This is a genomic window from Rubritepida flocculans DSM 14296, assembly GCF_000425365.1.
Classification (GTDB): Bacteria; Pseudomonadota; Alphaproteobacteria; order Acetobacterales; family Acetobacteraceae; genus Roseococcus; species Roseococcus flocculans.
Map to the genome: position 1 here is coordinate 191138 of NZ_AUDH01000002.1, position 13100 is coordinate 204237.

A 13100-nucleotide genomic window follows, 5' to 3' on the forward strand; every position below is an offset into this window, starting at 1 on the left:
TCACTCGGCCGGCACGGCGCGGGCGCCGGCGGGCGCGGCCGCGCGGACGGGCTCCTCGGCCTCGCTCTCGGTGATGGTCTTCCAGACGTTCCAGGCCATGAGGCACGCGCCGGCCAGGTAGAGCACGCCGCCCAGCATCCGGATCACGTAGTAGGGATGCATGGCCGCGACCGTCTCGATGAAGCTGTACTGCAGGAAGCCCAGCTCGTCGTAGGCGCGCCACATGAGCCCCTGCATGATGCCCGAGACCCACATCGCGGTGATGTAGAGCACGATGCCGATGGTCGCGAGCCAGAAGTGCCAGGACATCAGCTTTGTGCTCCACATGCCGCGCCGGCCCCACAGCGTCGGGATCAGCCAGTAGAGCGCGCCGAAGGTCACGAGCCCGTTCCAGCCCAGCGCGCCCGAATGCACGTGGCCGATCGTCCAGTCCGTGTAGTGGGACAGGCCGTTCACCGCGCGGATGGACATCACCGGCCCCTCGAAGGTGGACATGCCGTAGAAGGCCACCGCCGTGACGGAGAAGCGCAGGCCGGGGTTGGTGCGCAGCTTGTCCCAGGCGCCCGAGAGGGTCATGATTCCGTTGATCATGCCGCCCCAGGAGGGCATCCACAGCATGACCGAGAACACCATGCCGAGCGTCTGCGCCCAGTCGGGCAGGGCGGTGTAGTGCAGGTGGTGCGGGCCCGCCCAGATGTAGAGGAAGATCAGCGACCAGAAGTGCACGATGGAGAGGCGGTAGGAATAGACCGGCCGCTCCGCCTGCTTCGGGATGAAGTAGTACATCATCCCGAGAAAGCCCGCGGTGAGGAAGAAGCCCACCGCGTTGTGGCCGTACCACCACTGGATCATCGCCCCCTGCACGCCCGGCGGCGCCGCATAGGACCATGTGCTGCCGATGGAGACCGGCAACGAGATGTTGTTGCCGATGTGCAGCATCGCCACCGTGATGATGAAGGCGAGGAAGAACCAGTTCGCCACGTAGATGTGCGGCTCCTCGCGCTTCATGATCGTGCCGACATAGGCGACGAGGTAGATCACCCACAGCACGGTCAGGAAAAGGTCCACGAACCACTCGGGCTCGGCGTATTCCTTGCCCTGGGTGACGCCGAGCACGTAGCCGAGCGCGGCCGAGACGATGAAGAACTGGTAGCCCCAGAACAGGAACCAGCCCATCTCCTCGCCGCCGAACAGCCGCGCGCGGCAGGTGCGCTGCACGATGTAGAGCGAGGTGCCGAGCAGCGCGTTGCCGCCGAAGGCGAAGATCACCGCGCTGGTGTGCAGCGGCCGCAGCCGGCCGAATGTGGTCCATTCCAGGTCGAGGTTGAGCAGCGGCCAGGCGAGCTGGGCGGCGATCACGACGCCGACCAGGAAGCCCACGATGCCCCAGAACAGGGTGATGACGGCGAAGGCCCGGATCGGGCCCTCCACATAGTCCGGCATGGGTCGGTCTGCGGCGCCCCCATGGGCGGCCGCGGCTGCGGTGGCCATCTCGCGTCCTTCCTCGCTCCTCGGCGCGCGCGGAATCGGGGCCGCGCGGCGATGGGCCAAGGGAAGCAGTGCTGCGGCGCAGCGTCCTTGAGGGAGATCAACCCGCTGGCGCCCGTTTTCGGCGACACAGTAGGATCGCACCCGCAGATCCCAGGGAGGTTCCGATGGAAGCAGAGAGCACCGAGGCCGCCATTCCCCTCACGCGCCGCGTGCGCCATGTCGCCACCGACCGCCCCTGGACTTGGCTGACCGCCGGCTGGCGGGACATGATGGCGAACAAGCCCATCAGCCTCGCCTATGGCGCGGCGCTGGTGCTGCTGGGCTGGGTGCTCACCCTGCTCATGTTCGAGTTCGAGACGCCCTGGGCCATCCTGCCGGCCAGCGCGGGCTTCTTCATCATGGCGCCGATCCTCGCCACCGGGCTCTACGAGGTCAGCCGCCGCCGCGCGGCGGGCGAGGGGGTGACCCTGGCCGAGGCGGCGCAGGGCTTCCGCCGCAACGGCGTGCAGATCGCCATGATGGGCGTGCTGCTGCTGGTGATCCACCTCTTCTGGATCCGGATCGCCGGTCTGCTCTTCGCGCTGTTCTTCGGGATCAATTTCGCGCCCTCGCTGGCGCAGCTCCCCCTGGCCATGCTGCAGAGCGACCAGCTCCTGCCCTTCCTGATCGTGGGCACGGGCTTCGGCTTCGTCCTGGCCGCGGCCACCTTCGCCATCTGCGCCGTCTCCATTCCCATGCTGCTCGACCGGCCGGAGGTGACCTTCCTGGAGGCGGTGACGGTCTCCATCCAGGCGGTGATGGAGAACTGGAAGGCCATGGCGCTCTGGGCCGGGCTGATCGTGGTGTTCACCGGCCTTGCGCTGATTCCCTTCTACCTCGGCCTGATCATCGCCATGCCGCTGATCGGGCACGCGACCTGGCACGCCTACAAGGATCTCGTGCTGCGCTGAGGGGGGGGCGGGGCGCGGCGCTTCCTTCTGGAAGCCGGCAAGCCGTTCTGGCACACTCTCCGGTAGAGGAGTGCACGCGCGGGGCGTGCATTCCCCCGATCCGAAGGGGCGTCATGCGGAGCCTGGGCCGTTCCTTTCTCTGGGCGTTGCTGCTCGCCTGCCCAGCGATTCTCTGGGCCTTTGCGGCGCGGGCGGACGGGCCTGTGCATCTGCGAATCCTGGGCGGGCTGGCCAATGTCAGCCAGTATCTGCGCTTCGAGCAGCCCTTCTGGGAGCGGCGGGTCCGCGAACTGAGCGGCGGAAGGATCACCGCCGAGATCATGCCCTTCGACCAGGCGGGGCTGCGCGCGACGGAGGTGCTGCCGCTGATGCGCCTCGGGGTGGCGCCCTTCGCCTATGCGCTGCTGGCCGCCGCCGCCGCCGAGGAGCCGGAGATCAACATCGCCGATCTGCCGACCCTCAACCCCGACATCGCGACGCTGCGGCGCAATGTGGCGCGGGTGCGGCCCTTCCTCGCGCAACTGCTGCGCGAGCGTTACGATGTCGAGCTGCTGGCCATCTACACCTATCCCGCGCAGGTGATCTTCTGCCGCCGGCCCTTCACGGGCCTGTCGGACCTCGCCGGGCGGCGCATCCGCACCTCCTCGGTGGCGCAGTCGGAGGTGATGGAGGCCCTCGGCGCCACGCCCGTGGTGATTCCCTTCGCCGAGATCGTTCCCGCCATCCGCGCCGGCGTGGTGGAATGCGCCATCACCGGCACGCTCTCGGGCAACGCCATCGGCCTGCACGAGGTGACGACGCATGTGCATGCGCTCGCGATCTCCTGGGGCCTCGCGGCCTTCGGCGCGAGCCGCGGCGCCTGGGAGGCGCTGAGCGAGGCCGACCGGGCCCTGCTGCGCGAGGGGCTCGCGGGCCTCGAACGCGACATCTGGGAGGGCGCCGAGCGCGAGACCGGCGAGGGGCTGGCCTGCAACACCGGGCAGCCGGGTTGCACCGCCGGGCGGCCCGGGCGGATGACGCTGGTGCCGGTCTCCGCGGCGGATTCGGCGCGGCGCGAGCGCCTGCTGCGCGAGACCGTGCTGCCCCGCTGGATCGCCCGCTGCGGGCCGGAATGCGCCGAGGTGTGGAACAATCTGCTCGCCCCCGTCACCGGGGTGCGCGCGGGCGCGCCCTGATGCGCGGCACAGGGCTGCTGCGGCTCGCGGTGCTGGCCGCCGTGGTCTGCATCCTGCTCGCCCAGGCCCTGGCCACGGCGCTGCTGCTGGAGCGGTCCCACCGGGCCGCGCTGGAACAGGCGCGCGAGACGGTGGCCCGCGTCGGGCGGTCGGTGGAGGCGGCGCTCAACCGCAACCTCCTGCAGGTGGATTCCATGCTGCTCGGCCTGCCGGTGCTGCTGCAGCCGGTGGTGCGGGACGGCCGGCTGGACGGCAACGCCGCCAGCCTGCTGCTGCGCGAGATTTCCAACCAGAACTTCACCTTCCGCGACGTGCTGCTGGTGGGCGCGGACAACATGCCGGTCGCGACGGCGCTGACCGTCTCGCGCCGCCGGCCCCTGCCCCTGCCGCTCGGCGCCGGCTACGCCGAGACGGGCGTGCCCGGCGGCGTGCTGCGGATCGGCGGGCCCGTCCGCAACCCGATGACGGGCGAATGGGCCGTCTTCTTCGCCCGGCCGGTGACGCTGCGCGGCGTCGGCCCGCTCACCGCCGTGGCCGAGCTGCCGGTCTCGTGGCTGGGCGGGCTGCTCGCGGCGGGGGGCGAGCCGCCGGGGCTGCGCGTGACGCTCGAACTGCGGGACGGCACGCTGCTCGCCTCGCTGCCGCATGACGAGGGGCGGATCGCCACCCGGCTGCCCCGGGGCGGCAGCCCCTCGCACACCGAGGTTTCGCGCTTCGACGGGCAGCCGGTGCTCGGCATCGAGCGCCCGACCCTCTACCCCGCCATGGCGGTGGTGGTGACGATGGACCGCAGCGCCGCGCTGGCCGGATGGCGGGCGGAGCTGACGCGCTCCATCCTCGTCTCGGTGGGCCTCGGCGCGCTGGTGGTGGCGCTGGCGGCGCTGCTGCTGCTCTCGCTGCGCCAGCGCGCCCGGGTGGAGGAGGAGCGGCAGCGCTGGCGCGCCCGGCTGGAGAGCGCGCTCGACAGCATGAACGACGGCTTCGTGATGTTCGACGCCGAGGATCGGCTCGTCATCTGCAACCAGCGCTACAAGGAGCTCTATGCCGCCTCCGCCCCCTATATCGTCGAGGGGGCCCATTTCGACGACATCATGCGCGGCGGGATCCGCAACGGCCAATACCCGCAGTTCAGCGGCGACCCGGAGCAGTTCATCCAGGAGCTGAAGGCCTGGCGGCGCTCCAACGGCCCGCCCATCGAACGCCTGCTGCCCGACGGGCGCTGGGTGCTGATCACCGAGCGGCCCATGCCCGATGGCGGCACCGTGGGCATCCGCACCGACATCACGGCGCTCAAGCGCGCGATGGAGGAGGTGGAGCAGGCCGCCGAGGCCAAGACCATGTTCCTCGCGCGCATGTCGCACGAGCTGCGGACGCCGCTGAACGCCATACTGGGCTTCGCGCAGCTCCTGCTCTCCAGCGGCAACCTCACGCCGACGCAGTACGAGCAGCTTCGGCTGCTGCATGAGGCGGGGCACCACCTGCGCGAGCTGGTGAACAGCCTGCTCGATCTCGCCAAGATCAACGCCGGCAAGCTGGAGCTGGAGCTGGCGCCCACGCCGCTCGCGCCGCTGCTCGAGGGCTGCGCGGGGCTGCTCGGCCCCGAGGCGCAGCGCAAGGGCGTGGAGCTTCGCCTGGAACGCGCGCCCGGCCTGCCCGAGGTGGTGGAGGCGGACGCCACCCGGCTGCGCCAGATGGTGCTCAACCTGCTCTCCAACGCGGTGAAGTTCACGCCCTCCGGCGGCCGCGTGGTGCTGCGCGCCGCGCCGCTGGCGGGCGAGGGGGTGCGCATCGAAGTGCAGGACAGCGGGCCCGGCGTGCCGGAGGCCAAGCGGCACCTGCTCTTCCAGGATTTCACGCAGCTCGGCCGGGCGGGCGATCCGGAAAGCCCGGGCACTGGCCTCGGCCTCGCCATCACCTCGCGGCTCGCCGCGCTGATGAAGGGGCGCGTCGGCGTGGAGAGCCAGGAGGGCAGGGGCGCCACCTTCTGGATCGAGCTGCCCCTGCGCGCCGCGAGCATGCCCTCCGCCGCGCCGCAGATCGCCGACGCGCCGCCCCCGCTGCCCCCGCTGCGGCTGCTGGTGGCCGACGACATCGCGCCGAACCGCATCCTGATGCGCGCCATGCTGACCGCGGCGGGCCACCAGGTGACGCTCGCCTCTGATGGGATGGAGGCGCTGGCCCAGCTCCGCACGGGCGTCTTCGACGCGGTGCTGATGGATGTGCGGATGCCGGGGATGGACGGGCTGGAGGCCACGCGGCGCATCCGCGCACTGCCGGGCCCGGTGAGCCGCACCCTGGTCATCGCCGTCACGGCGTCCGCCCTGCCGGAGGAGATCGCCGAGTGCGAAGCCGCCGGCATGGACGCGCACATCGCCAAACCCGTGGACCGCGAGGCGCTGTTCGCGCTGCTGCGCCGGCTGCGCGAGGAGAGGCGCCGCGCCGCGGCCTCCGAGGCCGTGCCGGAAGGTCCGGGCCGGGCGCTGCTGCAGGAGCTCGGCGCCTCCGGGCCGGAGCTGCTGCGGGAGTTCATGGCGGAGCTGGAGGCCGTCGTGGCCGAGCTCCAAGCGCCGCAGGCGCAGGCGGATGCCGACCGCCTGCACGCGCTGCTCCACCGCGGCCTGGGCGCCAGCGCCACGCTGGGCGCGGAGGCGCTGCGCGCCGCCTTCGACGCGGCGACCGACCGGCTGCGCAAGGGCGCGGCGCCCGGGGCCGTGCTTGCGCCCCTGCGCGAGCGGCTCGCCGCCGAGATGCCGGCGCTGCGCGAGACGCTGCGCGGCGCGGCGGAGGCCGGCACGGCGGCGGCTTGATACGGGCGGCGTCTCATACCAGCGGCCGCTGATTTCGACTCCTGAGGAGCCGTGCGGCCGCTGGCATGATCGGCTACCAGAGCGAGTCGAAACCCGGCCCCTGCGGCAGCGAGAGGAACTCGCTGGCGTTGGTCAGGTTGGAGAGCACGGTCGCCATGAAGGCGGGGCGCATGTCCTGCCCGCCCTGCGCCATGGAGGCCCAGGCGTTCAGCGCGCCGCTGTTCAGCGTCCCGCCCGCCGCCTCCTGGAAGAAGGCCGAGAAGAACTGGGCCTGGCTCATATGCCCCCAGCGCGCCTGGAACTGCGGCGTCTTCACGACTTCGGCGGCGAGGCCCTGCAGGTCGAACATGCCGATGTCGAGCCCCCATTGCCAGCCGAGCGACCAGGCGCCGAAGTCGAGCCCCATGCCGACCTTTCCGAGCGCGCCCAGCACCTCCATGTGCTTGCGCGGCACGTAGAAGCCCTGTTCCGCGCGGCTTTCGAAATCGGCCAGGCCGCGCCGCCACTCCACGATCTCGAGGATGAACTGCTCGCGGGTGATGATGCCCGCATTGATGCGCCCCGCGTGCCAGTTGATCGCGTCCTGCCCGATGTCCCAGGAGACGGCGTTGGAATAGATGGCGCGCACGAAATCCGCGGCGCTCATGCTCTTGTACGCCTTGCCCTGGGCGTAGTGGGTCATGATGGCGTCCACGAAATCCCTCGCGGTGGCGCCATGGGCGCGCATGGCCGTGACCACGGCGCCCATCATGCGCGCCGAGGGGGTGACGTTCAGCATCGTCTCCCAGATCAGCCAGGCCGTGGCCGCCTCGCCGCCCTTGCGGAAATCCATGTAGCCGGAGCCGAGGTCGAGGATGACGGGCGATTCGAACCACACCGCCTTGCCGTCCTCGCGCGTCACTCCGACGAGACCCCCCTCCTTGCGGATGGAGGCCACCTCCCAGGCGGGGACATAGCCGGAGACGACGCCGGCGCTGGCCCAGGACATCCCGTGCTTGGTGATGCCGGGGACGAGATAGTCGATCGGCTCGCGGCTGACGCCCGGCTGGGGCAGCACCTCGAAGGTGATGGTGAAGGCGCTGGACTGGCTGCCGTCGGAGACGGTGACGGTGATGCTGCGCTCGCGCCCGTCGGCGAGGCTGAGCGAGACCCCCGGCTTCAGCCGCAGCACATTGCCCACGACCTCGAACTGCCAGGCGTCCTGCTCGTCCAGCATGAAGGTGAAGCCCGAGGCGGTGTCAGGGTCGCTCACCGCCAGCGCGCCGATCACGGCGCCGGGCGTGTCCGCGCGCACCTGGCCGCCGGTCTGGAAGGCCAGGCCCTGGGGCGGCGTGTCGTCTATGTTCACCACCGTGACGGCGAAGCCGCGGTCGCTCACGGCCTGTGTGCCGTCCGTCATGAAGAAGCGCAGCCGCAGGTCGAGCGTCATGGAGACGCCCATGGACGCGAACCACTCCGCGTCCACGCGCGCGGAGGGCACGATGGTGATCACGCCGTTCGCGCGGTTGAGCATCGCGTCGAAGAAGTTGCCGGCGAAGCCGTCCACCTCGAGGGAGAGCACCTCGTTCGGGTTGCTGTTCAGCCGCAGCCCGCCCGACCATTCCCAAGGCGCCGTGTTCTCGACGATGGTGGCGGGGAGGCTCCCCGTCACGCTGAGGGTTCGCATCCTGCGCTCCCGCTCGGTTGGTCCGGGCGCTTTGTCCCGGACCGACCTGAAGGAAGCGTTAAGCCGCGAACCCGGCGGCCGCGTGGGGCGGCCCTTCGCGCCGCAGCGCGACGGCGGGCATGCGCCGGTTCTGGCGCGCCGCCGTCCGCCAGCCCCGGCTGCGCGATGCGTTGAGCGTGACCGCCGGCCGGATCAGGCGGCGAGCCGCACCGCGAGGCCGATCAGCACCGCGGCGTTGAGGAGGAACAGGATGGCGCCCGCGGCCGGCGCCGCGCCGCCCAGCAGATGCCGCAGCCCCCGCCCGAAGAAGGCGAGGGCCATCAGGGCGGGCATGGTGCCCGCCACGAAGGCGACCATGGCGAGCGCCCCGGCGAGCGCGCTGCCCGAGGCGGCCGCCCCTGCCAGCGCGGCGTAGAGCAGCCCGCAGGGCAGGGCGGAGAGAAACACCCCGAGGCGAACGCCGCGCCAGCCCGTCGGCGCGGCCATCAGGGGGGCAAGCCGCGCCTCCAGCGCGCGCGCGAAGGGCGGCGCAGGAAGCCGCGGCAGCCAGGCGGAGAGCCTCGCGGAGGCCTGCGCCAGCATCAGCAGCCCCGCGAGCAGGAGCAGCCCGGCGGCGAGGAAGCGCACGCCGCTGGCCTGCGCGAACAGCGCGCCCGCGCCGCCGGCCAGCGCCCCCAGCAGCCCGTACCCGATCGCCCGCCCGGCGTGGTAGGGCAGCAAGGCCGCGCCGGTGAGGCGGCGCAGCGCGCCCCCGCCCAGCGCATCGGGCGCGATGGCCGCAGTCTGCGCGAGCACGAAGGGCCCGCACATGCCAAGGCAATGGGTGAGGCCGCCGGCCAGCCCGGCGAGGAAGAGAGCGCCCATCAGCGCCGGCAGCCCGCCGGGGCCGAGGGCCGCGAGGTCATGAAGGCAATCGCCCCACATGGCGCGGCGATTAGGCGGAAGCCGACGCGCGCGCCTTGCGGCGGATCAAGCCCGCCAGGCTGCCCTCGACAAATTGCCAACTGGTGTGTGTCATCAAAGCTTCATCGAAATGAAACAGCATCGTCTTTCCATGCCTCTAACAGCCGGGCGTCCGCCCGCCTCCCCCGGGTGCGGGCCCTGTTGCACGGAGACGCCAGTGAATCGCCGTTCCCTTCTCGCCCTCGCCGCCTCCGGCGTGGCCGCCCCCGCCCTCCTGCGCCCGGCCTTCGCCCAGCAGGTGCAGATCACCGGCGCCGGCGCCACCTTCCCGCGCCCGCTCTATGACCGCTGGAGCGCGGCCGCGCGCGACGCGATCGGCGTCTCCCTCAACTACCAGTCCATCGGCTCGGGCGGCGGCATCAACCAGATCGCCGCGCGCACGGTGGATTTCGGCGCCTCCGACGCGCCGCTGACCACGGCGCAGCTCACCGAGCGCAACCTGCTCCAGTTCCCGACCGTGATGGGCTCGGTGGTGCTCTCGGTGAACATCCCCGGCGTGGCCGACAACGCGCTGCGCCTGACGCCCGAGCTGATCATCGAGATCTTCTTCGGCCGCGTGCAGTTCTGGAACGACCCGCGCATCGTCGAGCTGAACCGCGAGCTGCGCCTGCCGCGCCTGCCCGTCTCGGTGGGCTATCGCGCCGACGGCTCGGGCACGACCTGGGTGTGGACGACCTACCTCTCGCGCATCTCCGAGGAGTGGCGCAACGGCCCCGGCGCCGGCACCTCCGTGCGCTGGCCCTTCGGCAACGGCGCGCGCGGCAATGAGGGCGTGTCCAACATCATCCGCAACACGCCGGGCGCCATCGGCTACATCGAAAACGCCTACGCGGTGGTGAACCGGATGATCACCACGCAGATTCGCAACAAGGCGGGCCAGTTCGTCCGCCCCGTGCCCGAGACCTTCAACGCCACCGCCGCGGCGGCCGACTGGACCGCGCCCAACTTCGCGCCGGACACCATCGATCTCGCGCTGCCCAATGTCTGGCCGGCGACGTCTCCGACCTACATCCTCCTGCCGACCAACCCGGTGGCGGACCGCGTGGCCGGCAGCCGCAACACCATGCGTTTCTTCGACTGGGCGTTCCGCAACGGCTCGCAGATCGCCTCCAGCCTGGAGTACATCCCGCTGCCGACCTCCGCGCACAACCTCATCCGCGCCGCCTGGGCCCGTTCCGTGCGCGATCCCTCGGGCAACCCGATCTGGACGGGGCCCACGACCTGAGTCTTCCTCCCGAGGGGGCGTCGTGCGGCGCCCCCTCCCTTCGTATCGCGGCTTGAGCGAGGTTCCGTGTCCGCCCGCACCCTCAGCGCCCCACCGATCGGCCAGCGCCGCAAGATCGGCGACACGGGCGACAAGATCTTCGCCGCGCTCTGCATCGGCTCAGGTGGTTTCGTCCTGGTGCTGCTCGGCGCCATCATCGTCACGCTGTTCATCGGCGGGCTGCCGGCCTTCGAGCGCTTCGGCGTGGAGTTCATCTGGGGCACCACCTGGAATCCGGTGGAGGGGCGCGAGGAGTTCGGTGCGGGCGTCTCCATCCTCGGCACCGTGGTGTCCTCGCTGCTCGCCATCATCTTCGCGGTGCCCGTCGCTTTCGGCATCGCCTTCTTCCTGACCGAACTGGCGCCCGGCTGGCTCAAGCGCCCGATCGGCACGGCCATCGAGCTGCTGGCGGCGGTGCCCTCGATCATCTACGGCATGTGGGGCCTGTTCATCGTGGTGCCCTTCGTGCAGAAGAACATCCAGCTCGCCTTCGGCGAGCAGCTCGCCTCCATCCCGCTCATCGGCTTCCTCTTCGACAGCACGAATTTCGCGGGCACATCGCTCTTCTCCGCCTCCATCGTGCTCGCCATCATGATCCTGCCCTTCATCGCGGCGACGATGCGCGACGTGTTCGAGCAGGTGCCGCCCGTGTACAAGGAGAGCGCCTACGGCCTGGGCGCGACGCGCTGGGAGGTGATGACGGGCGTCGTCATCCCCTACACCCGCGTCTCGGTGGTGGGCGGCGTCATGCTGGGCCTCGGCCGGGCGCTGGGCGAGACCATGGCGGTGACCTTCGTGATCGGCAACGCGAACCGCATCGCCCATTCGCTCTTCGACTCGACCACGACCATCGCCTCGGTCATCGCCATGGAGTTTCCCGAGAGCCTAGCGGGCAGCCTGCAGCAGTCCGCGCTCTTCGCCCTCGGCTTCCTGCTCTTCGTGATCTCCTTCATCGTGCTGGCCGTCTCGCGCTGGCTTCTGCGTCCCCGGCTGAAGTGAGGGCCCTGCCATGAGCGCGACGACGGCGGGCGCCTTCGCCCGCAGCCCGGCGGAAGTGAAGGTCCAGCGCGCGCTGGGGCGCCGCCGCAAGCTGGTGGACGAGCTGGTGCGCTGGTTCTGCCTGGCCGCAACCGCGGTGGGGCTGTTCTTCCTCGCCTCCATCATGGTCACCCTGCTCTGGCGCGGCGTGGTGGCGCTGGACTGGATCGTGCTGACGCAGGAGTTCCAGCCCACCCGCTACGGCGACGATTCGCTGCCCAAGGGCGGCCTCGTCCACGCCATCGTGGGCAGCCTGATCCAGACCTCCATCGCCACCGCCATCGGCACGCCCATCGGGCTCTTCGTGGGCACCTATCTCTCGGAGTACGCGCGGGGGTCGAAGTTCGGCTATTCCGTGCGCTTCATCTCGGACATCCTGCTCTCCGCGCCCTCGGTGCTCATCGGGCTCTTCATCTACCAGATCTTCGTGCTGCCCACCGGAGGCTTCTCGGGCATGGCGGGGGCGCTCGCGCTCGCCATCATCGTGATCCCCGTCGTCGTGCGCACCACCGAGGACATGCTGCAGCTCATTCCCAACACGCTGCGCGAGGCGGTGGTGGCGCTGGGCGCGCCCAAGTGGAAGATGATCACGCTGGTCGCCTGGCGGGCGGCGCTGTCCGGCATCCTGACGGGCATCCTGCTCGCCTTCGCCCGGATCATGGGCGAAACCGCGCCGCTGCTGCTGACCAGCTTCGGCAACAACATCCTGAGCACGGATCTCTCGCGCGCGATGGCGAGCCTGCCGGTCTCCATCTACCAGCAGGCGAATTCGGGCTTTCCCGACCTCATCGAGATCGCTTGGTCCGGCGCGCTGATCGTCACGCTCACCGTGCTCGTCGTCAACATTCTCGCGCGCGTCGCGCTGCGCAAGCGCAAGTAGCGGAACCCCTCCCATGAACGACCAGACCCAACCCGTCACCGAGAGCGCGGCCAGCTTCGGCGGCGTGCAGGCCCGTTCGGAGGCGGCGATCAACCACGTCTCGCGCATCTCGGTGCGCAACCTGGACTTCGTCTATGGCGAGGGGCTGCCCAAGGCGCTCAAGGGCATCAACCTCGAATTCCCCGACCGGCAGGTGACGGGGATGATCGGCCCCTCCGGCTGCGGCAAGTCCACCCTGCTGCGCGTGCTGAACCGCATGTACAGCCTCTATCCCGGCCAGAAGGCGACGGGAGAGGTGCTGATGGACGGGCGCAACCTGCTCGACGCGAACGTGGACATCAACGAGCTGCGTTCGAAGATCGGCATGGTGTTCCAGAAGCCCACCCCCTTCCCGATGACGATCTACGAGAACATCGCCTTCGGGGTGCGGCTGCACGAGAAGCTCTCGAAGAAGCAGATGGACGAGCGGGTGGAGTGGGCGCTCTCCCGCGCCGCCATCTGGAACGAGGTGAAGGACAGGCTGCAGACCAACGCGATGGGCCTCTCCGGCGGCCAGCAGCAGCGCCTGTGCATCGCGCGCACCATCGCCGTGCGGCCCGAGGTGATCCTGTTCGACGAGCCGACCTCCGCGCTCGACCCGATCAGCACGCTCAAGATCGAGGAGCTGATCGACGAGCTGAAGCGCGACTTCACCATCGTCATCGTCACCCACAACATGCAGCAGGCCGCCCGCTGCGCGGACCAGGTGGCGTTCTTCTACCTCGGCGAGCTGATCGAGGTGGCGCCGGCGGCGCAGATGTTCACCGCGCCGCGCGAGCAGAAGACGCAGGAATACATCACCGGCCGCTTCGGCTGAGGAGCCACGA

At 70.5% G+C, this 13100-nt stretch carries 10 protein-coding genes; 7 read left to right on the plus strand and 3 right to left on the minus strand.

Going from position 1 to position 13100, the window contains the following annotated elements:
• Positions 1-1491, minus strand: coding sequence for a cytochrome-c oxidase, cbb3-type subunit I (ccoN, locus tag H596_RS0103465; RefSeq protein WP_084602551.1), 1491 nt, complete (start codon positions 1489-1491; stop codon positions 1-3).
• A gap of 164 nt (positions 1492-1655) precedes the next feature.
• Here ccoN and H596_RS0103470 point away from each other — a divergent pair, with 164 nt between their 5' ends.
• From H596_RS0103470 to H596_RS22705, 3 genes are all read left to right on the plus strand, one after another.
• Complete coding sequence (locus H596_RS0103470) at positions 1656-2441, plus strand: DUF2189 domain-containing protein (RefSeq protein WP_037299838.1); 786 nt, start codon at positions 1656-1658, stop codon at positions 2439-2441.
• 203 nt (positions 2442-2644) lie between these two features.
• Positions 2645-3616, plus strand: coding sequence for a TRAP transporter substrate-binding protein (locus H596_RS19880; RefSeq protein WP_245583948.1), 972 nt, complete (start codon positions 2645-2647; stop codon positions 3614-3616).
• On the plus strand, positions 3616-6423 hold the full coding sequence (locus H596_RS22705; RefSeq protein ID WP_051212296.1) for an ATP-binding protein: 2808 nt from the start codon (positions 3616-3618) through the stop codon (positions 6421-6423). The genes H596_RS19880 and H596_RS22705 overlap by 1 nt, the downstream gene beginning before the upstream one ends.
• Before the next feature lie 73 nt (positions 6424-6496).
• Here H596_RS22705 and H596_RS0103485 read toward each other — a convergent pair whose 3' ends face one another.
• Positions 6497-8089: a hypothetical protein gene (locus tag H596_RS0103485; protein WP_156910019.1), complete on the minus strand. Its 1593-nt coding sequence runs from the start codon at positions 8087-8089 to the stop codon at positions 6497-6499.
• 192 nt (positions 8090-8281) lie between these two features.
• Positions 8282-9013: an urease accessory protein UreH domain-containing protein gene (locus H596_RS0103490; protein ID WP_051212297.1), complete on the minus strand. Its 732-nt coding sequence runs from the start codon at positions 9011-9013 to the stop codon at positions 8282-8284.
• A 196-nt stretch (positions 9014-9209) separates the two neighbouring features.
• On the opposite strand from H596_RS0103490, the gene pstS reads away from it, so the two are divergent.
• The 4 genes from pstS (at position 9210) to pstB (ending at position 13090) form a co-directional block, all read left to right on the plus strand.
• Positions 9210-10277, plus strand: coding sequence for a phosphate ABC transporter substrate-binding protein PstS (pstS, locus tag H596_RS0103500; protein WP_027283719.1), 1068 nt, complete (start codon positions 9210-9212; stop codon positions 10275-10277).
• A 66-nt stretch (positions 10278-10343) separates the two neighbouring features.
• A complete protein-coding gene (gene pstC / locus H596_RS0103505) occupies positions 10344-11315 on the plus strand; it encodes a phosphate ABC transporter permease subunit PstC (RefSeq protein ID WP_027283720.1) in 972 nt (323 codons plus the stop codon).
• A gap of 10 nt (positions 11316-11325) precedes the next feature.
• On the plus strand, positions 11326-12234 hold the full coding sequence (pstA, locus tag H596_RS0103510) for a phosphate ABC transporter permease PstA (RefSeq protein WP_027283721.1): 909 nt from the start codon (positions 11326-11328) through the stop codon (positions 12232-12234).
• 13 nt (positions 12235-12247) lie between these two features.
• The gene (gene pstB, locus H596_RS0103515) at positions 12248-13090 is read left to right on the plus strand and encodes a phosphate ABC transporter ATP-binding protein PstB (protein WP_037299843.1); all 843 of its coding nucleotides are present in this window, start codon (positions 12248-12250) and stop codon (positions 13088-13090) included.
• Positions 13091-13100 lie beyond the last annotated feature (10 nt).

Coding starts and splice junctions, on each gene's coding strand:
- H596_RS0103470 (WP_037299838.1), top strand. CDS start 1,656: ATGGAAGCAGAGAGCACCGAGGCCGCCATTCCCCTCACGCGCCGCGTG.
- H596_RS22705 (WP_051212296.1), top strand. CDS start 3,616: ATGCGCGGCACAGGGCTGCTGCGGCTCGCGGTGCTGGCCGCCGTGGTC.
- pstA (WP_027283721.1), top strand. CDS start 11,326: ATGAGCGCGACGACGGCGGGCGCCTTCGCCCGCAGCCCGGCGGAAGTG.
- H596_RS0103485 (WP_156910019.1), bottom strand. CDS start 8,089: ATGCGAACCCTCAGCGTGACGGGGAGCCTCCCCGCCACCATCGTCGAG.
- H596_RS0103490 (WP_051212297.1), bottom strand. CDS start 9,013: ATGTGGGGCGATTGCCTTCATGACCTCGCGGCCCTCGGCCCCGGCGGG.
- ccoN (WP_084602551.1), bottom strand. CDS start 1,491: ATGGCCACCGCAGCCGCGGCCGCCCATGGGGGCGCCGCAGACCGACCC.
- pstB (WP_037299843.1), top strand. CDS start 12,248: ATGAACGACCAGACCCAACCCGTCACCGAGAGCGCGGCCAGCTTCGGC.